This window comes from Selenomonadales bacterium 4137-cl, from assembly GCA_032334055.1.
GTDB lineage: Bacteria > Bacillota > Negativicutes > Sporomusales > UBA7701 > Anaeroselena > Anaeroselena agilis.
The window spans coordinates 2660866-2678332 of the sequence record JAUOZS010000001.1 but is presented as its reverse complement, the minus strand read 5'-3'; the positions used below and the strand labels follow the sequence as shown (position 1 = coordinate 2678332).

The 17467-nt window shown below is 56.5% G+C and carries 14 protein-coding genes and 1 tRNA gene; 10 read left to right on the top strand and 5 right to left on the bottom strand.

The genetic code is table 11. The features are described 5' to 3' along the window. Window positions 1-2: 2 nt before the first annotated feature. Together Q4T40_14130 and Q4T40_14125 are read right to left on the bottom strand one after the other, a co-directional pair. A complete protein-coding gene (locus Q4T40_14130) occupies window positions 3-1004 on the bottom strand; it encodes a metallophosphoesterase (GenBank protein MDT8902384.1) in 1002 nt (333 codons plus the stop codon). A gap of 89 nt (window positions 1005-1093) precedes the next feature. Then, on the bottom strand, window positions 1094-1813 hold the full coding sequence (locus Q4T40_14125; GenBank protein ID MDT8902383.1) for a flavodoxin family protein: 720 nt from the start codon (window positions 1811-1813) through the stop codon (window positions 1094-1096). 494 nt (window positions 1814-2307) lie between these two features. Between Q4T40_14125 and Q4T40_14120 the strand changes: the two genes are divergently transcribed. The 6 genes from Q4T40_14120 to Q4T40_14095 all read left to right on the top strand — a co-directional run bounded on the left by Q4T40_14120 (window position 2308) and on the right by Q4T40_14095 (window position 9993). Continuing rightward, entirely contained in the window at window positions 2308-4215 is a 1908-nt protein-coding gene (locus Q4T40_14120) for a cbb3-type cytochrome c oxidase subunit I (GenBank protein MDT8902382.1), read from the top strand. A 17-nt stretch (window positions 4216-4232) separates the two neighbouring features. After that, window positions 4233-5018: a c-type cytochrome gene (locus tag Q4T40_14115; protein ID MDT8902381.1), complete on the top strand. Its 786-nt coding sequence runs from the start codon at window positions 4233-4235 to the stop codon at window positions 5016-5018. A gap of 42 nt (window positions 5019-5060) precedes the next feature. After that, window positions 5061-6287: a cytochrome c biogenesis protein ResB gene (locus tag Q4T40_14110; protein ID MDT8902380.1), complete on the top strand. Its 1227-nt coding sequence runs from the start codon at window positions 5061-5063 to the stop codon at window positions 6285-6287. After that, window positions 6280-7065: a cytochrome c biogenesis protein CcsA gene (ccsA, locus tag Q4T40_14105; GenBank protein ID MDT8902379.1), complete on the top strand. Its 786-nt coding sequence runs from the start codon at window positions 6280-6282 to the stop codon at window positions 7063-7065. The genes Q4T40_14110 and ccsA overlap by 8 nt, the downstream gene beginning before the upstream one ends. 291 nt (window positions 7066-7356) lie before the next feature. Further along, complete coding sequence (gene recQ, locus Q4T40_14100) at window positions 7357-9492, top strand: DNA helicase RecQ (GenBank protein ID MDT8902378.1); 2136 nt, start codon at window positions 7357-7359, stop codon at window positions 9490-9492. 108 nt (window positions 9493-9600) lie between these two features. After that, window positions 9601-9993 carry a bacteriohemerythrin gene (locus Q4T40_14095; GenBank protein MDT8902377.1) on the top strand — a complete coding sequence of 131 codons (393 nt, stop codon included), beginning with the start codon at window positions 9601-9603 and terminating at the stop codon, window positions 9991-9993. A 147-nt stretch (window positions 9994-10140) separates the two neighbouring features. On the opposite strand, the gene Q4T40_14090 is transcribed toward Q4T40_14095, so the two are convergent. From Q4T40_14090 to rarD, 3 genes are all read right to left on the bottom strand, one after another. Further along, a complete protein-coding gene (locus tag Q4T40_14090; protein MDT8902376.1) occupies window positions 10141-10800 on the bottom strand; it encodes a biosynthetic peptidoglycan transglycosylase in 660 nt (219 codons plus the stop codon). Between the two features lie 283 nt (window positions 10801-11083). Then, window positions 11084-12079, bottom strand: a complete 996-nt coding sequence (locus tag Q4T40_14085; protein MDT8902375.1) for an asparaginase — start codon at window positions 12077-12079, stop codon at window positions 11084-11086. Between the two features lie 423 nt (window positions 12080-12502). After that, window positions 12503-13438, bottom strand: a complete 936-nt coding sequence (gene rarD, locus Q4T40_14080) for an EamA family transporter RarD (GenBank protein MDT8902374.1) — start codon at window positions 13436-13438, stop codon at window positions 12503-12505. A gap of 230 nt (window positions 13439-13668) precedes the next feature. Between rarD and Q4T40_14075 the strand changes: the two genes are divergently transcribed. The 4 genes from Q4T40_14075 (at window position 13669) to Q4T40_14060 (ending at window position 17456) form a co-directional block, all read left to right on the top strand. Further along, window positions 13669-13745 (top strand) — tRNA-Arg (locus Q4T40_14075). A gap of 134 nt (window positions 13746-13879) precedes the next feature. Further along, the gene (locus Q4T40_14070; GenBank protein ID MDT8902373.1) at window positions 13880-14503 is read left to right on the top strand and encodes a TrkA C-terminal domain-containing protein; all 624 of its coding nucleotides are present in this window, start codon (window positions 13880-13882) and stop codon (window positions 14501-14503) included. A 559-nt stretch (window positions 14504-15062) separates the two neighbouring features. Beyond that, window positions 15063-15845: a polysaccharide deacetylase family protein gene (locus Q4T40_14065; protein MDT8902372.1), complete on the top strand. Its 783-nt coding sequence runs from the start codon at window positions 15063-15065 to the stop codon at window positions 15843-15845. 183 nt (window positions 15846-16028) lie between these two features. Further along, window positions 16029-17456: a glucosyl-3-phosphoglycerate synthase gene (locus Q4T40_14060; protein MDT8902371.1), complete on the top strand. Its 1428-nt coding sequence runs from the start codon at window positions 16029-16031 to the stop codon at window positions 17454-17456. Window positions 17457-17467: the final 11 nt, after the last annotated feature.

The window sequence follows — 17467 nt, the reverse complement described above, 5'->3', positions numbered from 1 at the left end:
ATTTACATATTACCAGAATTATTGTTTACCTGTGGGAGCGGGAAGGCGCGTTCCAGTTCGTCGACCCATACGCCTTTCTTGTGGTTGAAGGTTTTGACGATGACTTTGTCGGCGTAGAGGTAGAGCGAGTTCGTCCAGATAACCTCCCGGTCCAGGTCGGTGTTGTGAATGTTGGTTACCCGGCCGGCATACAGGTTGACCGCGGAGGCGAAAGAGGGGTTGTCGGCCGGCGTGTGGGTATGCCCGGACACCCACAGAAAAATCTGCGGGTTGCCGGCGATTATTTCGGCGAGCTTTTGCTCCGGCTGGGCGATGTAGTTGGGGGTGTTGACGGACTTGTTGTATTGTGCCAGCGTACCCGCCAGGGGGGCATGGCAGAAGATGATCGTCGGCGCGGAAGGGTTTTTCTTCAATTCTTCCTTAAGCCAGTCAAGCTGGCGGCCGGAGATTGCCGCGAGATGCGGGGAATCGGGCGAGTCGAGCGACAGGAAAACCAGCAGATAGGCGCCGATTTTTTGGGTGTGGTGCAATTCCGGCAGGCCGAACGTTTTTTTGAACCGCTGCAGCTTGTCGCGGCGGGAGCGGGCGTCCCCCCGGACGCTGCGGCCGTTCTCGTTGGGCTCGTCGCGGTAGATGTAGTCGTGATTGCCGGTTATAAATACGCGTGGCGCGTTGAATTTCGCAAAATAGCCGGCGGCGTAGGCGTATTCGTCCGTCGTTCCCCGGCTGGCGGCTATGTCGCCGAGGACGACGATTTCGCCGACGTCCTCCCAGGCGTTGATGTCGTCGACGAGCTTGCTCTTGGCGGCGATGATCTTATTCTGCCTGGACTGGTCGGCTGCTTTGGCCGCTCTGACAGGGAGATGCGGATCGGACAGCAGAACGATGCGGTGATAGCCGGGCGGCGCTGGGGAGGCGAAGGATGGGACGGCAAGGAGGCAGAGGCAGAGGAATAACAGCGCGGCGAATATATGCGGTTTGCGGGGGTATGCGAAGCGATGCATAGGGTTCTTCCTTTCCGCAAGATCGGTTTGAGGCTGTATTCCACTTTTAAGGCCCGAATCCTTCTGCCGTCCGCGGGGCTTTGCTGTACTCAGGGAGCCTTTTCTAGCAGGGCGGCGATGTGGCTCTCGACTCCCCGGATGTAGGCTTCGGCGGGTATGAAGGGCCGGGCCAGCAGTTCGCGGGTTTCCGCCGATATGGCGAGGCCGGCGGCGATTTCCCGGCCGGCCGTTTCGATGACCTGGAGGCGGTCCGCGACGACGGGGCGGAGTTCGTCGGCCGGGCTGGTCAGGAGGGCGCCTTCGGAGGCGTAGATTTCGCCGACCACTTCGGCGCCGAGGTTGCGGGCGTGCCTTTCCAGCCAGTGGGAGATGACCTGGAAGTGGGACCTTTCGGGATAGCCGCAGTTGGCGATCAGCGCCAGTTTGGGCGGCGGTCCGGCCGTGAGGTGGCGGCATTCGCCGTGGTCGTCCTTCGTCCAGCGGGGGCTGGCGAGCACCATCAGGCGGTCGAGGAAGGCTTTGAGCCGGGAGGAGAGGTTGTCGAAGTAGAGCGGGGTGGCCCAGACCCAGACGGCGGCGCTTTTTAGGAGGGGCGCTATTTCCGCCATGTCGTCCCTGAGGACGCATTGACCGGGGGTGGCGAACCAGCAGGCTTTGCAGGCGCGGCAATACCCGATTTCTTTTTCCGCCAAGGCGATATGGGCCGTTTCGGCCCCGGCTAGCCGCGCCCCTTTCAAAAAGGCGTCGACCATTACGGCGGTGTTGCCGGCCCGGCCTTTGTGGGAGCCGTTGACGGCGACGATTTTCATAGAGCCACTTCCTTTCTAGGGGGGTTACAGTAGATTGTAGCAATTATATCCAACAATTTACAGTCTTAAAATCAGGCGGGTTTTCTGGTATAATATTCATAGAAAATGGGTGAAAAAAGCCCTGGCGCGCGCCAGGGCTTTTGACTTGACAATGATATGCGGCAAAAGCGTTGGCGACTCCCCCCCCCCCCGGAACGAATTGGCACAGTTAAGGCGGCGGAAAGGTGCGGCATTTTTGCTGTATGCCTGGAGAAGGACGCGGAACTCGTTCCTTTTGGTGCGAGATGCCATGTCCGTTGCCGGAGTTTGCAATAGCCTGAAATTCAAGGAGGGGATAACCCGCGTGCCGGAACGACAATGTTCCGGGCATTTTTTTGTCAATTGGTAACATTTTAGCAAAAAATCTCTAAAGAAGGATTGGGATGTTTGTCGTAGAAGTACGGAAAGGAAAGCCAATCTAATCGGGGGTTATCCCTTGACAAGGAGGAATGACGGTGAACCGAGCGGTAAAGCTGGCTTTTTTGTCGGCGGCTTGTTGGCTTCTCCTGGGTATTTTGTTGGGTCTATGGATGGCAGTTCATTTTGCTTTCCCGGAAATCATTTACAAAGCCCCTGTTGATATGCGCCCCTTTATCGAATACGGGAAGATTCGCCAGGTACATGTCAACGTTCTGGCTTTCGCCTGGCTGTCCCTAACTTTTCTGGGCGGCCTGATATACGCCATTCCCCATATGACAAAGACGGCGCTGCAACATGAGAAATGCGCGGTAGCTGCCATCGGTTTCTGGAATATTGGGCTGCTGGCCGGAAATATCGGTTTGCTGATGGGGTACTCCCGGGGGAGGGAGTACGCTTCCATGTTTTGGCCGGCGGATCTTTTCCTTCTTATCGCCTTTTTACTGCTGCTTTACGCCATGACGGCAACCATTCGGGTCCGCACCCAGCAGCGAATGAATGTCGGTGTATGGTATCTTTATGGTTCGCTTATTTGGATGCCATTGATTATTGTCTTGGGAAAAGGTCTATACCTCAACTTTATCACAAATCCTTTCAGCGGTTATTTCGACAACGTGGCCAACTGGTTTTTGGGCCATAACATTTTAGGCCTGTGGTTCACCACGCTGGGCATTGGTATGTCCTACTTCATGATCCCGCGAATAACCCATCAGCCTGTCTATAGTCATTATCTTTCGGTGATCGGTCTTTGGTCGCTGGCGGTATTCTATCCTGCTGTGGGGGCGCACCATACCCTGGACGGTCCCGTACCCCGCTGGCTGATGGCGGAAGCGACCGTGTTTTCCGTACTGATGGTCATCCCGGTTACGGCGGCAATTTGGAATTTGTACAAAATGACAAGCCCCCGCTGGGATTTGCTGTGGACGGACAACACTCTCCGTTTTGTGCTGGTTGGGCTTACTATGTACATGCTGGTAAGCTTCCAAGGCTCCTTCCAGGCGTTGATGTTCGTATCAAAATATCTCCACTTCAGCCAATGGGTGCCCGGCCACGCCATGCTGGCGCTGGGAGGTGGCTTCACCTTCATTGCCATCGGCACCATTTACTATATTATGCCGAAATTGTTTTCCCGCCATTGGTGGAGCGACAGTCTGGCAGCATGGCATTTCTGGCTGTCCACCATCGGAATAACAGGAATTTTCCTGTCCCTGACCGTGGCAGGCCTTGTTCAGGGCGCGAACTGGCAGAACGCCATCGCGGGCATGCACTGGGTCGATGCGGTGGTGCGGGCGTCGCACCCGCATATGGTCGCCTTGGTGTTATCCGGCTTAACCTTTGTTATTGCCCAGGTGCTGTTTGTCATCAACATTGTTGCCTCCATCAGGCATGGGGAGCAGGTTGAACTGATGACGAAAGAAGACGTTCTCGCCGAAGAAGGCGCTGCGGCGGGTAAAGTCTTCGCTTTCGAACACTCGCTGCCACGCCTGGCCATGTACATGTTAGCAACTTTTTCTTTCGCGGTCGTCACCACTTACGCCATACCGGCCATCGGGGCCAAGGAGCTTAAACCCGGCCCCCAGTCTGTGCAATATACCGCGCTGCAAGCTAGGGGCCGCGCCATCTACATCCGTGAAGGTTGTCTGTGGTGCCATTCCCAGATGGTACGCAACGCGGAAGCAAATGAAATTACCGTCTTCAGACGAGGCGATATCGGCAACTTCACTTCGCCGGAAGTGTATTATTACCAAAATCCGGTGCTGTTCGAGCAACATCGCCGCGGACCCGATCTGAGTCATGCATGGGCCCGCTGGCCATCTGAATTCTGGCAGAAAGAGCATCTCAAAGACCCATCCCGGTTCAATCCGGGTACATGGATGGTTCCGTTCAGTTATTTGCCTGAAAGCGATGTTCACGCGGTTGTCGAGTATCTCAAAACTCTGCGCTAGCGAGGGGGATGACAAAGTTGGCCGAAAAGCGACTTTATCATGACAACCATACGGTTCAAGCCGGTTATAAGCCGATTCCGTGGCTGCTGAAAGTAATTTTTGTGACCGTTCCGCTATGGGCTGTCCTCTATTTCGCCCTAAATTACAACGCGGTGCTGATGCATGATGTCCGCAGCCAGGATAATGATCCGCATTTGGTCATCGCCATAGGAAAAGAGTTGGCGGCCGAACAGGGCTGCTTTACCTGCCACGGACCGGAAGGAAAAGGCGGCGTGGAAAACCCCGGCCATCCCGATGGGCGCGTTCCAGGCTGGAACGACAAGGATCTGGCCAGCAATAACATGGTCTTTCCCATCGTTTTGCGCCAACAGATCGAACGGGCGGTGGTTTTCAGCATGTACCAGGACCCCGCCGACATCGGCGGCCAAGAGTTTGCCGCCTTGAAAATGCAACCATGGATCGGCCGGCTTTCCACCCAGCAGATCAACTACATAATGGCCTATATCTATAGCATCAACCCGTTTTTGCAGGACAAGATGCGGGATGTTCTGGCAGGGCGGTACGACACAAAAGGCTTCAGCGAAGCCAGCGGCGATATCAATCCGGCTTACGTCGGTTTCAGCTACGGCGAGGTATGGCGTCAGGACGGGACCCCGCTGGGACCACCGGCGACAGCCGATTTCCCTCCGGGTAAAAACTACCCGGAAGACTATGACAAATATTCCGGGCAGCACAAGAACGACAACCCCCCGCAATGGACCCGGGACGTCAAAGATTTTGCGCGCATCATCGGCCTGCGGTAGGTCGGTTGCACAACCAAAGAGAGCGAAGCCGCTTCGCTCTCTTTGGCTAAATCGTTAAGTGGGAGCCTTCCAATGAACGTATTCACCCGGATTTTCTTCTCGATGCGGGCCGGGCTGTTATTGTGTGGCGCCATCGCCGCTTTGAGCGCAGTAATAACGGTGATCGATCCGGCCGGTGAGTTATTTCGGTCTGCCGCTTTTCAAGCACTGCTGATCATCTTTTTTCTCCAGCTTACTGCTTGCACGTTAGCTCAGATCCGGCGCTTTGGGAAAATGCTTTCCGGGTCAGGCTCGTCGCCCCCCCGGCTTACCGGGCCGGAATTTTGCGTAGCCAGGGAGAACCCGGAAGCGGTATTGGGACGGGTTACCGACTACCTGCGGCAGCAAAATTACTGCACGCGGGTCGACAAGAACGAGCAGTACCTCCTGCGCGCCGAGAAGGGTGTGCTGGGAAAAGCAGCGGCAATTGTGCTTCACTTGGCGATACTGATTATCCTTGTCGCCGGTTTTTGCGGAAGCTATTTCGGGTTTCAGGCCATTGTCGACGCACCGGTTGGCGAGAAGGTCGCCGTCAGGACAGACGCCCGTTCCGGCCAAACCGTCCGGGGGCACATTCTCCTGCGGGATTTTCGCATTGATTATTACCCAGACGGGGGAGTTTCCGAATTTACCAGCGATGTCAGCTTTTGGGCCGGCGCTGGAGAAGTAAGGGGCTCAGTGACTGTCAACCACCCGTTGGATGTTTTCGGATTATCCATTCAGCAGTTTGGGTACGGGTACAGGGTGCGGTTGCAGGCAATCGGCGAAAGACAGCCTGCTGCCTGGTTTTCGGAATACTCCGTAATCCCCCTGAATGCGGACAATTCCGAACTACTGCAGATCCTAGGCTACAGGCCGCAATTTGATGATGTGCTTTATGCGGTGTATGCTGGCAACAGGTTGCTTTACAAAGCCAGCCAGCCTCTCGACAGACCGTTCGTCCTGCCGGGAGCGGGGCAGCAGTGGGTCTTCGGCGGCGTCAAGAAGTATTCCCGGCTGCAGATAAAACGCGATCCAGGAATACCGTTCGTTTTCGGTGGTTTTCTCTTATTGGTGATCGCCTTTTTCGCCACCGTTCTATCCCCTCACCATATCATTTATCTTAGTCTCAGGGAGGAAGGACAGTCAGTCTATGTAAAAACCCTGTTGATAGGGGGCAACCCTTATCGGCGGCAATTGTCCGCGAAAATCGAGCAACTTGCGAAGGTGTTGGACGCTTCTCATGGATAAATATTTAACCATTTCTGCTCTGGGCCTATACTTGTTAGCTTTTTTTGGCTACGTCTTCAGTCGCAAGAAGCCTGACGTCATATTTGGCAGGTATTTACTGTTGGCCGGCTGTCTGGCCAATTTCGCGGCGGTCGCTGCCCGTGCCGCCGTCGCTGCCCACTGGCCGGGAATCTCCCTCTATGAATTCGGCCTGCTATTTAACGGTTTACTGGCGGGTATATTGTTCGTGATTGACTGGCGTTGCCGGATGCCGGCGGTTATGCCTGTCGCGCTGGCTCTACTGCTGGTTATGACTGCCGTCACCGCGGCAAGTTTTTCGTTGCCGCGTCAACTGATGCCGGCCCTGAAAAGTTGGTGGCTGGCGGTTCACATCAGTGTGGCAGTGCTGGCCTACGGCCTGCTGGCGGCATCTTTTTGCACAGCTGTGCTCTATTTATGGCAAACCAAAATCACGGCGTCAAACCCGGATGATACGAGCAAAGCCGCCTGGTTGACCGATCGCTTGATAGTTTTGGCCATGCCCTTTTTAACATTGGTAATTGTTACAGGAGCCGTATGGGCTGAATATGCCTGGGGGTCATACTGGCGGTGGGACCCTAAGGAAACCTGGTCTTTGATCACCTGGCTGATCTATTCCGCCTATTTTCATTTTCGCCTGGAGCGCGGCTATGATAATCCATTCGTGATGTCAGTGGCTTCTATAGGTTTTATTGCGGTGATATTCACCTATTTGGGAGTGAGTTTTCTTTTGCCGGGACTACATAGTTATCTTGGGTGAACGATCCCCCAGGCGGTCAAAACAGGCCGGACGAGGAGACCGGGGAGAACGGGAAGACGAATCATAATGCAGAATAAAAGAACACATGCACGGGACAGCGATGTTCCGGGCGTGTGTTCTTTTTATTGTCGAGGACCCGGCAACAGGACAAGGACTGCAAAACAATTGGACAGCGAGCCTGTGACGATGATCGCAGCCCGCCGAAAATCTAAAGAAAGGTCGGGCCGGGAGTGTTATAATGAGAGAAACTGAATTAAACCAATAATAAAACCTGATAGGAGAATAAAACGCGTGCAAAAGGCCCGGGATTTATTGCGGAAATACTACGGCTACGCCGATTTTCGTCCAGGACAGGCCGAGATAATCGGCAGCCTGATAAAGGGCACCGATACTTTAGCCGTTATGCCGACAGGCGCGGGGAAGTCGCTGTGCTACCAGCTGCCGGCGCTGATGCTGCCAGGGACCGCGATCGTTATCTCGCCGCTTATTTCGCTGATGAAAGACCAGATCGATGCCCTCCACGGGGTTGGTATTCCCGCCACTTATATCAATAGCTCGTTAACCACCGCGGAAGTGAATGAACGCCTCTATAACACAAGGTCGGGCCGGTACAAGCTGCTTTATGTTGCCCCGGAGCGCCTGGAGTCGGAATATTTCCAGGAAGCTATCCAGGCCTTGGCGATATCGCTGCTGGCTATCGACGAAGCGCATTGCATTTCGCAGTGGGGTCATGATTTTCGTCCCAGCTACCGGGCGATCGGGCCGTTTATCGACCGCCTGGCCAACCGCCCGGTCATCGGCGCATTCACCGCGACCGCGACCGCGACCGTGAAGCAGGATATCATCGCACTGCTGGGGTTGAAAAGACCGGACACCTACTATACCGGCGTCGACCGTGCCAACCTTTTGTTCGCCGTCGGCCGGGGGGAAAACAAAAAGGAATTTGTCCTGAAGTATGTTGCGGCCAATAAGGACAAGGCGGGGATAATTTATGCCGCCACCCGCAAAGAGGTCGATAATCTATATATCGTCTTGCGCAAAGCGGGTTGGCCGGTCGGGAAATACCACGCGGGACTGGGTGACGACGAGCGCAGGAAAAGCCAGGAGGCTTTTATTCGCGACGACATAAATATTATGGTGGCCACAAATGCCTTTGGCATGGGCATCGATAAACCCGACGTGCGCTATGTAATCCATTACAACATGCCTAGAAATATGGAATCATACTACCAGGAGGCCGGGAGGGCCGGCCGTGACGGCGAACCCGGCGAGTGTATCCTGTTATTCGGCGCCCAGGACATCATGCTGCAGAAGTTTCTCATCGAACAGTCGGTGCTCGACAGCGAGCGAAAAGCCGGCGAATTCGCAAAGCTGAAATCGATGGTGGACTATTGCCACACCCCTGCTTGTTTGCGCCGGTACATTCTGGAGTATTTCGGCGAGACGGCGGCTGCCGAGGAGTGCGGCCACTGCGGCAACTGCAACGATGGCAATGAGCTGGTCGATATAACCGTCGAGGCGCAAAAGGTACTTTCTTGCATCGTGCGGCTAAGAGAGCGTTATGGCATAAACCTAATCGCCGATGTGTTAAAAGGAGCAAAGAACAAGAAGGTCCGTCAGTTGGGCGTAGAAGAGTTGTCCGTCTACGGCATCCTTAAAGAATACGGCCTGCAAGAGCTGAAAGACCTTATCAACCGGCTGATTGCCACCGGATATCTTTGCCTGACCGAGAGCGAGTACCCGGTGGTAAAAGTGACTGGCCAGGGGGCCGCGGTATTAAAAGATGAAGCCAAAGTGTGGCAGAAGACCCCCAAAAGGCCGCAGACAGTGACAAAAGACAATTCGCTGTTTCAACTATTGCGGGAATTGCGTAAGTCAATCGCCGACAGGATAGGAGTGCCGCCCTATGTGGTGTTTGCCGACAGTACGCTCAGGGAGATGTGTGAACATTGCCCAGCCGACCGGGAGGCCCTGCGGTCAATCAAGGGGGTCGGGGAGACCAAATTAGTGCGCTACGGTGACGACTTCCTGCGGGTCATCCAACAATATAGTGCTGCGCATAATCGGGCGCTTCGACCCGCGCCTACGGCGCCGCCAGCGAGTGACGATAACGGCGATGATACTCCCAGTCATGTAGTCACGCTAGGCTTGTACCAGGCCGGGCATTCACTGGCGGCAATCGCCGCGCAGCGCAAGCTGAAGCTGCTTACCGTGCAAGACCATCTGATGCGGTGCGGTGTTGAAGGATATGCAATCGACTGGTCCCCGCTAATCCCTGCCCGGTATGAGGCGCTGATTCTCGCCAAGATTGACGAATTGGGGGCAGCCAAGCTGAAGCCCCTCAAAGAGGCTTTGCCTGATGAGGTAGATTACGCCGCCATCAAAGCGACAATCTGCAAACACAGAAAAAATCTGATACAATCCTGAGATCTCTCTGGTTGTTGGAAAGCTTGTGAAAGGATTAGACAAATAAAGGCCGAATCAAGTTATATATACGCTGGTAACTTATTTCCGCAAAGGAAAGGAGCCTCTGATATGATTCAATGGTCGGAAGAATATCGCCTTGGTTTAGCAGACATCGATGAGCAGCACAAGAATTTATTCGCTATCGCCAATAAAGCGTATGATCTTTTGAAAAATGAACTGCGGACGGACAAGTATGATCAGATTATGGAGATATTGGACGAGTTGAGGGATTATACCGTTACGCACTTTAGCCAGGAAGAAGAATATATGGCCAGTATCGGTTATCCAAAACTGTTGTCCCATAAGGTTCAGCATAGCGATTTCATCGAAAAAATCAGCAACGTCGACCTGAACTCGGTCGACGCCAATCAAGAAAAGTATTTGTTCGACTTGTTGGATTTCTTTGCCGACTGGCTTGTGAATCATATTTTGAAAACCGACCGTATGTATGTCGGCGGGTAGGGACAAATCGGCCGGCCGCAACGGAACGGCGCATCGGGATGCGAAATAAAACATATCCGGAACAGTGATGTTCCGGATATGTTTTTTAGCATGGGAAAGTAATTGTATAAGGGGAGTGTCTTTCGATAGAGCGCGGTCCGCCGGCCGTCAGATCTTATCCGCGCCCTCGTAGGTGATGTCGAAGAGGCCTTGGGGCGTGTATGCGCCGGACAATACTTTTTTTATCCGCTGGACGCGCTGGGCGTTTTCCCGGGGGTGGCTTTTTACGTTCAGGCCGGTGGGGTTGATCAGGCAGCCTATCAGGGCGATGTATTCGTCTTCCGTGAGTTCGGCCACCGGTTTGCGGAAATAGTAGGCCGCCGCGTCCGACAAGCCGTAGATGCCGTTGCCGAAGTACATCAGGTTGATAAATAGGGTGAGCTGGGTTTCCTTGTCGACCAAAGGGTCGAGAGCAAAGCGGGCGCACAGGGTCTGCTTGATTTTCATGGGACCCTGTCGGAAGTTTTCAAAGTAAAAGCTTTTGGCCAGTCCTTGGGTGATGGTGGTCCAGCCGGCGCCGGGGGTGTGGAAGTCCACGCCGTGGTGGCGATAAAAGCCGGGGTCCTGAATTTTGAGCAAAACGGCCAACTGTCTTGGCGATAAGTCGTTGACGGTCATTTTTATGCGGCCGGATTTGTAACAGGCCTCGACGGTCGCGGCGGTGGCGGCCCGGGCGAGCATGACTTCGGCGGCGTAGTAGGCAAATACCGCTGCCAGCAGAATAAGGATGATTACCGTTATTTTTGTCGCTTTCGGGGCCTTTTTCAAGGCCAGTCCCTCCTCTCGCCCCAGGAAGGCCGTGCCTGTTTCGGCCGGCAGGGGCAGCGGCCGATGTCGGAAGGATCGGCCAAGGTTTTCCATGAGAAATATTTCCATGAATCCTGGTTTTTTCCTCCCTGCCGCCCCGCCGACCGGAGAAATCCATAATTGAATTCCTCGCGAATGGTCATTAGCAGCGTGATAATTACGAAAAAGTGTGCTCTTGCCGTCAGCGTAGCCGGCCGTAGAATACAACCCCCGCAGCTTGGTTGAGCTTCGGGGGTTGTGTATTTTACGCATCCCATTCGATTTCGGCCGAGCCGACGGGCTGTTGGTGGTCGTTGCGGATTTCCGGCGGGAAGTGCTTCAGCAGGGCGGTTTGTTCTTCGGCGGTTATCCAGTCGAGGCGTTTTAGGATGTAGATGCCGAAGTGTTCGAGCGCCCGCCGGCCGCCGTCGATAACCTTGAACACGAGCCCTTGCCCGGTCGGGCAGCAGCCGATGCAGAAGGACGCTTCGGCTCCGAGCTTGGCGATCAGGCGGCCGCCGGTCGTTTCCATGAGCACCGTTTCGAAGCGGCCGCGGCCGCCGACGCAGTCGGGGTTGTGACGCATGGCGTCGCGGATGCGGGCAACGTCGGCGCGCCGGTCCTGCCAGTCTTCTTCGGTGGGGGCGCTTAGCCGGGCGTAGGCGAGGGCCATGTTGCGGAGGGGCAGGCAGAAGGTGGGGACGCCGCAGCCGTCGACGCCTTCGTCCATTTCGCTCTCGGCCAGGCCGGCCGAGAGGGCCACGGCGGAGCGCATCAGCCGCTGGACGGGGTGGTCGGGGCTGGTATAGCCGGCGAGCGGCGCGCCGGTCAGGAGCGCGAGGCCGAGCATGGCGGCGTGTTTGCCCGAGCAGTCGTTGTGGAGGGCGGAGTAGGGACGGCCGTCCTTGTATAATTGGCGGGCGATGGCGGCGTCGAGCGGCTCGGATACGCCGCAGGCCAGGTTTTCGGGGCTCAGCCCCATTTTGCCGAGAATGGAGCGCACGAGTTGGAGGTGGAATTCGTCCCCGCTGTGCGAGGATACCATGACCGACAGCTCCCGTTCCGTGAGATTGAATTTCTCCATTCCGCCGCGGGCGAGGAAGGGGAGTATCTGAAACGGTTTGGCCCCGGAGCGCCAGAAGGTGCGGTAGTGGGGGCGGGTTGTGGCGAGAATCGGCCGGCCGGCCCGGTCGACGGCCACGGCTTCTATCTGGTGGCTGCTTTCGATGAAGCCGCCGCGCTTGAAATGTACTTTGGGCATAAGTTCAGTCCTTTCGCCAAGTGTGGTTACAGGGATATTGTACCATTACTGCCGGCCGCGTTTCCATATGCAATCGGCTGTGCGGGGCTGAGGAGGCGGAATTTGTGCGGGTCGCACTGCCGCCGGTATTTATTGCGCAAATATTGAGGGCTTTTTCCGGGAAGAACTAGGTGCGGGAGGTGAGTTATACGGACGACGACAATTTGTTCAACTACGAGGCGCTGGAGCAGTTGCGCCAGCAAGTGTCCGGCGGCGAAAGGCGTCCTGATGCGGTGGAAGGTGTAGCGGCTCCCGGACAGGCTAGCGAGGCGCAAAGCCTCCCGGAAGCGGAAGGATAAAAGGGTCGCCGTGAAAACGGAAAAACCCTCTGAAGCGGAATGGCTTCAGAGGGTTTTATATTGCGGAGGGAACGGCTGTGGCCAGTTATTTGGCGGTTTCCCGGGCTTCGGTGAGGGGCGGTTCGCGTCGGGCGGGCCGCTTGGCGGGGGGGAGGGAGAAGACGGCGAGCGCCGCCCAGATGAAGGCGAAGGAGAGGAAGCGGCCGGCGGAGAAGGGCTCGTGGTAGATGAAGACGCCGACGAAGAGGGCGATGGTGGGCGAGAGGTATTGGATGAAGCCGAGGATGGTGAGGGGGATGCGGTTGGCGGCGTTGGCGAACAGCAGCAGGGGGATGGCGGTGACCGCTCCGGTGAGGATGAGGAGGACGGCGGTGGCGGGCTGGCCGGGGGTGAGGGCGCCGACGCCCTGGTTTTGCAGCCAGGCGAGGTAGAGGAAGGAGATGGGGGAGAGGAGGAGGGTTTCGAGGGTGATGCCGGTGACGGCGCCGATGTGGAGCATTTTTTTGCAGAGGCCGTAGAGGCCGAAGCTGAAGGCTAAGGCGAGGGATACCCAGGGGAGGCCGCCGACGTTGACGGCCTGGTTGAGCACGCCGAGGCCGGCGAGGGCGACGGCGACGGTCTGGCGGAGGGAGAGGCGCTCTTTGAGGACGACGATGCCGAGGAGGACGCTGACGAGGGGGTTAATGTAGTAGCCGAGGCTGGTTTCGAGGATGCGGCTGTCGTTGACCGCCCAGATGTAGACCAGCCAGTTTATGCTTATGAGGACGGTGGCGGCCAGGACGCCGGCAAGTTTTTTCCGGTCGGCGAGGATGGCGGCGATTTCCCGGCGGGCGGGGCTGATTTTGCCGGTGACGGCGAGCAGGCCGATGAGGAAGACGAAGGACCAGACGATGCGGTGGGCGAGGATTTCCAGGGCGGGGACGTGGCTGAGGAATTTCCAGTAGATGGGCAGGAAGCCCCACAGGATATAGCAGCCGACGGCTGAGGCGAGGCCTGCGTCGATTTTCGGACGGTTTGTCATGGGTGGTACCTCGTTAGTGTGTTATGGGTTTGGGTGATGTATTATATTTTACTACTTATTGGCCGGTTTTGCAGCAGTTTTTGCGGGTACGGCGCTTTGCTCCGGCCGCGGGCCGGCATGTCGGCGGCGGGAGATATGCGGCGTCGTCAATCCCAGTATTTAACTTGTTGACATTGCCGGCTCGTCCAGCTATAATATACGAGTGGACGGCAGTGAGTTGTCCGGGTAATGACTCCGTAGCTCAGCTGGATAGAGCGTTTGACTACGAATCAAAAGGTCGCAGGTTCGAATCCTGCCGGGGTCGCCATTTGACATTTAACCGCAAGGGCTTGGTGCTTGCGGTTTTTGTTTATGCTGGCGCGATTGGCGGAAGGTTCGGGGAGGATTAATCCGCTTCGTGAGGGAATAGTAAAAAAAACGACAAAGTTGGCGGAGGCGAGTATGAGGTCGGAAACGCCTATTTACCGGTCGATCGCGGTAGATGTAGCGCGCAGGATTGTTAATGACCATTTCGGGGAAGGGGCGAAGATCTCCGGCCGAACCCTTCTGGCAAGCCATTATAATACTTCTCCCGAGACGATAAGGAAGGCGATCTCGCTTCTGAAGGATGAAGAGGTGGTCGATGTCTCGCAGGGGAAAGAGGTTGTCGTTCTTTCCAAGGATAAGGCGTATAATTTTATCGAGCATTATCAGAGCGTGGAGTCGGTGTATTCGCTGCGCCAGGATCTGGAGATACTTCTTCAGCAGAAGCAGGAGCTTGATGAACGGCTGGAGGGGATTTTGCACGATATCATAGCGTATTCCGACCGGTTGCGCAATCTTACGCCGTATAATCCGGTGGAGATCGAGGTGGCCGTGAACAGCCACGTGGTGGGCAAGACGGTGGGCAAGGTGAAGTTTTGGCAGCATACCGGCGCGACGATCGTGGCGATACGGCGCGGGACGGAAATCATCGTTTCCCCCGGGCCGAGCGCCGTAATCGAGCCGCGGGACCGGATGGTCGTGGTCGGCAGCCCGGATTCCCTGCGGTATACGGCTGCGTATCTCCAGAGACCGAAACAATAGGCTGACGCGGCTGGCGGATTTTGTTCCGCCGGCCGTTCTTTTTTGGGGATTTTTGGGGGATGCTGTCGGGAAAAAACGACTAACAACTTAATCGAAAATGAAGGATTTTAAGTTGCGGCGGCTAATATACTAATAATGGATACGCCACTTTGCGTCGAAAGGGGGCGGGGATGATTTTTACCGCTATGATGGTCAGTGTAGCCGGAAATATCCTGGGCCTTCTCTTTCCGTGGCTTGTGAAGCTGTTGTCCGCCAAGTCGCTGGACGGTTCGTCCTGACGGGGTTTTGTCAGCGTACGGGCGCTGCCGCAGGTATTTTCGCATAGGTATTTTTGAGCCGTATCGCGTTTGGCGATACGGCTCTTTGCATGCGGCGGAAGTGTTTTGGATATCCGTGCGGTTTATGGAAGTGTGCGCCTGAGGGAATTTTTGGAATATCGGGCGCGAACAAGCATAAAATCTACAGGGGAATGCTGGAAAGGGGCTTGATTATAAAGCTTTGCACAAGGTAAAATTATACTGCATACAATCGCTGAATAACAACGGGGTTTTTAGTCGCTATGACGCGCAAATGTTACGGACAAGGGATCAGAGACGGCAGTACGTTTAGCAGGCGGCGGTTTTTGAAGGCGTGCGCCTTGACAGCCGCTTTGGCGTTTTGCGATCCGCTTTCTTTCGGGATGCGGCCTGCGGAAGCCGCGGCAGGGTCGTTTCCGGTGCTCGTTTACCACCGGGTGGGCGCGGGGGACGGCGCTCTTTCGGTTCCGGCGAGCCGCTTCGCGAGTGATCTGCGGTACCTTAATGAAAATGGGTACCAGACGCTCGGCATGGATAGGCTGAAGGAGCATGCGACGGGGGGCAGGCCGCTGCCGGACAAGGCGGTGTTCCTGACTTTCGACGACGGGTATCTCGATAATTACAGCAACGCTTTTCCGCTTCTCCAGGCCAGCGGCATGACGGGCAATTTTTTCGTTATCAGCGGCTTTCTGGGCCGGACCGACCGGATGACCGGCTGCCACGCGATTGAGATGGCGCGGGCGGGGATGTATGTCGGCTCCCATACCGTGAGCCACCGGCCGCTCGCCAGGCTGGAGAAGTGGGAGAATTGCGCCGAGTTGATGCGGTCGAAGGCCGAGCTGGAGGATATCCTCGGCAAGGCTGTCGATTTCGTGGCTTACCCGTACGGAAGTTATAACGGGGATACGCTTGATGCCGCCATGGAGGCGGGTTATTGGGGCGGACTGACGGTGAACGACGGCTATACGCGCCTGGCCGACAGGCTGGTTATGAACCGTATCGCTGTGTTTCGCCAGAGTCCGCGGCTTGAGGAACTGCTTTCGTGACCGCAGACAGACGCAGCTATTCAGATTATGTGATTCGATCTTTCGGCGACAAATAAGCAAGCATTTTTAAGAGGTGCGGCACTCAAGGCGGAGTCTGTCTATGGCTGCGCTTTTTGTTTTCGGGCGCCGGGGCCCAAGGGTGCTTTCGCGAAGGAGGGCGCCGGTAGGCGATAAGTGGAGGTGATGATTCTGAGCTGTGAAAAATGGCCGCTTGCAGGTCAGGACAAGGAAGATTATCCTGTCTTCGCGATAAAGACGTTCGAGGAATGGAAAGAGGAAGATGCCGGGCTGGAGGGGTTTGTCGCGATTACGGACGGTTGGCGCGGCGGCCCGGTGGCGGCCGTGCTGCGGGGCGGGATAAACGCCAGGGCTGTCCTGGAGCTGCTGGCTCAGTCCGGGGTGCGCGATCTGACCATCATCCACCTGGAGGAGCGGATTCCGCAGTTGGGGGAGCTTTTTTTATCGACGGTTGTCATGCCGGCGAACGCGATGTTCGAGAGCGTCACGGTCGTGTGGCGGCGGGACCCGACGCTGGAGGATCTGATAAGCAGTATCGGCGCGGATTACGAGATGCTGTTGTTCGGCGCGCCCCTCACGCCTTCGGAGGTGATGCCGTTTTACGGACGGATAAGGAAGCGGTACGGCGGCAGCGTGACGGTGGTTAGGGGGCCGCTTATCGATATCGAGGCGGACGAGGGGGGCGAGATATTCGCCTGGGTGCGGGAGCGGACGTTCGACGCGGCCGATTTCGCCCTGGCGGCCGTGCTGAGGAATTACAAGCGCAAGCGCGGCAAGAAGGTCGCCGTTTTGCTGCCGAGCCTGAACGAGGAGCGGACGGTGGGGAATGTGATCAAAACCGCGCTGGAGGTAAAGGAAGTCGGCATAATCGACGAGGTTGTCCTGATCGATTCCGATTCGAGCGACGGGACGGTCGAGGTCGCCAGGTCGTACGGAATCCCCGTTTATCTCCATCGCGAGATCAGGCCGGAGCTGGGGAGCCACCGCGGCAAGGGCGAGGCGATGTTTAAGAGCGCGTTTGTGACCGACGCGGATATTATCGCCTGGGTGGATACCGATATCGAGAGTATCGCCCCCCGGTTCTTCTACGGCTTGCTGGGGCCGATGCTGACCAATCCGGCGGTCAGGTTTTCCAAGGGGTATTTCGCACGGCCGGTCATGGTGGAGGCGTCCGGGGTCGAGCTGGGCGGCGGCAGGGTGACGGAGATTCTCGCCCGGCCGTGGATAAACGCCTTTTTGCCCCAGTTGTCCGGTTATATTCAGCCGCTGGCGGGGACGGCGGCGATTTACCGCGATACGTTTATGAAGATGCGGCTCCCGGTCAATTACGGCGTGGAGATGGCGATGCTGATACAGGCGGTCGAGATGGAGGGGCTTTGGGCTACGTGCCAGGTGAATCTGGGCGAGGTGATCCACAAGTCGAAGAATGTGATCGGGCTTAGCGATATGGCGTTTCAGATCGTCCAGGTCCTGGCGGAGATGGAGCCCGATAAGTACGGCCGGCCTTTTAATGAATTGCGCAGGGTTTACTCGGCCCACGGCAGGTTCGAGATCGCGACCAAGAAGTTTCCCCTGGCGTGGCGGCGCTTTTAGTCGCCGGGGCC

Bases quoted from the DNA above. Each gene is read 5' to 3' on its own strand.
- Q4T40_14085 (MDT8902375.1), bottom strand. From the start codon at position 12,079: ATGCCCAAAGTACATTTCAAGCGCGGCGGCTTCATCGAAAGCAGCCAC.
- rarD (MDT8902374.1), bottom strand. From the start codon at position 13,438: ATGACAAACCGTCCGAAAATCGACGCAGGCCTCGCCTCAGCCGTCGGC.
- Q4T40_14130 (MDT8902384.1), bottom strand. From the start codon at position 1,004: ATGCATCGCTTCGCATACCCCCGCAAACCGCATATATTCGCCGCGCTG.
- Q4T40_14070 (MDT8902373.1), top strand. From the start codon at position 13,880: ATGAGGTCGGAAACGCCTATTTACCGGTCGATCGCGGTAGATGTAGCG.
- Q4T40_14095 (MDT8902377.1), top strand. From the start codon at position 9,601: ATGATTCAATGGTCGGAAGAATATCGCCTTGGTTTAGCAGACATCGAT.
- Q4T40_14060 (MDT8902371.1), top strand. From the start codon at position 16,029: ATGATTCTGAGCTGTGAAAAATGGCCGCTTGCAGGTCAGGACAAGGAA.
- ccsA (MDT8902379.1), top strand. From the start codon at position 6,280: ATGGATAAATATTTAACCATTTCTGCTCTGGGCCTATACTTGTTAGCT.
- Q4T40_14125 (MDT8902383.1), bottom strand. From the start codon at position 1,813: ATGAAAATCGTCGCCGTCAACGGCTCCCACAAAGGCCGGGCCGGCAAC.
- Q4T40_14065 (MDT8902372.1), top strand. From the start codon at position 15,063: ATGACGCGCAAATGTTACGGACAAGGGATCAGAGACGGCAGTACGTTT.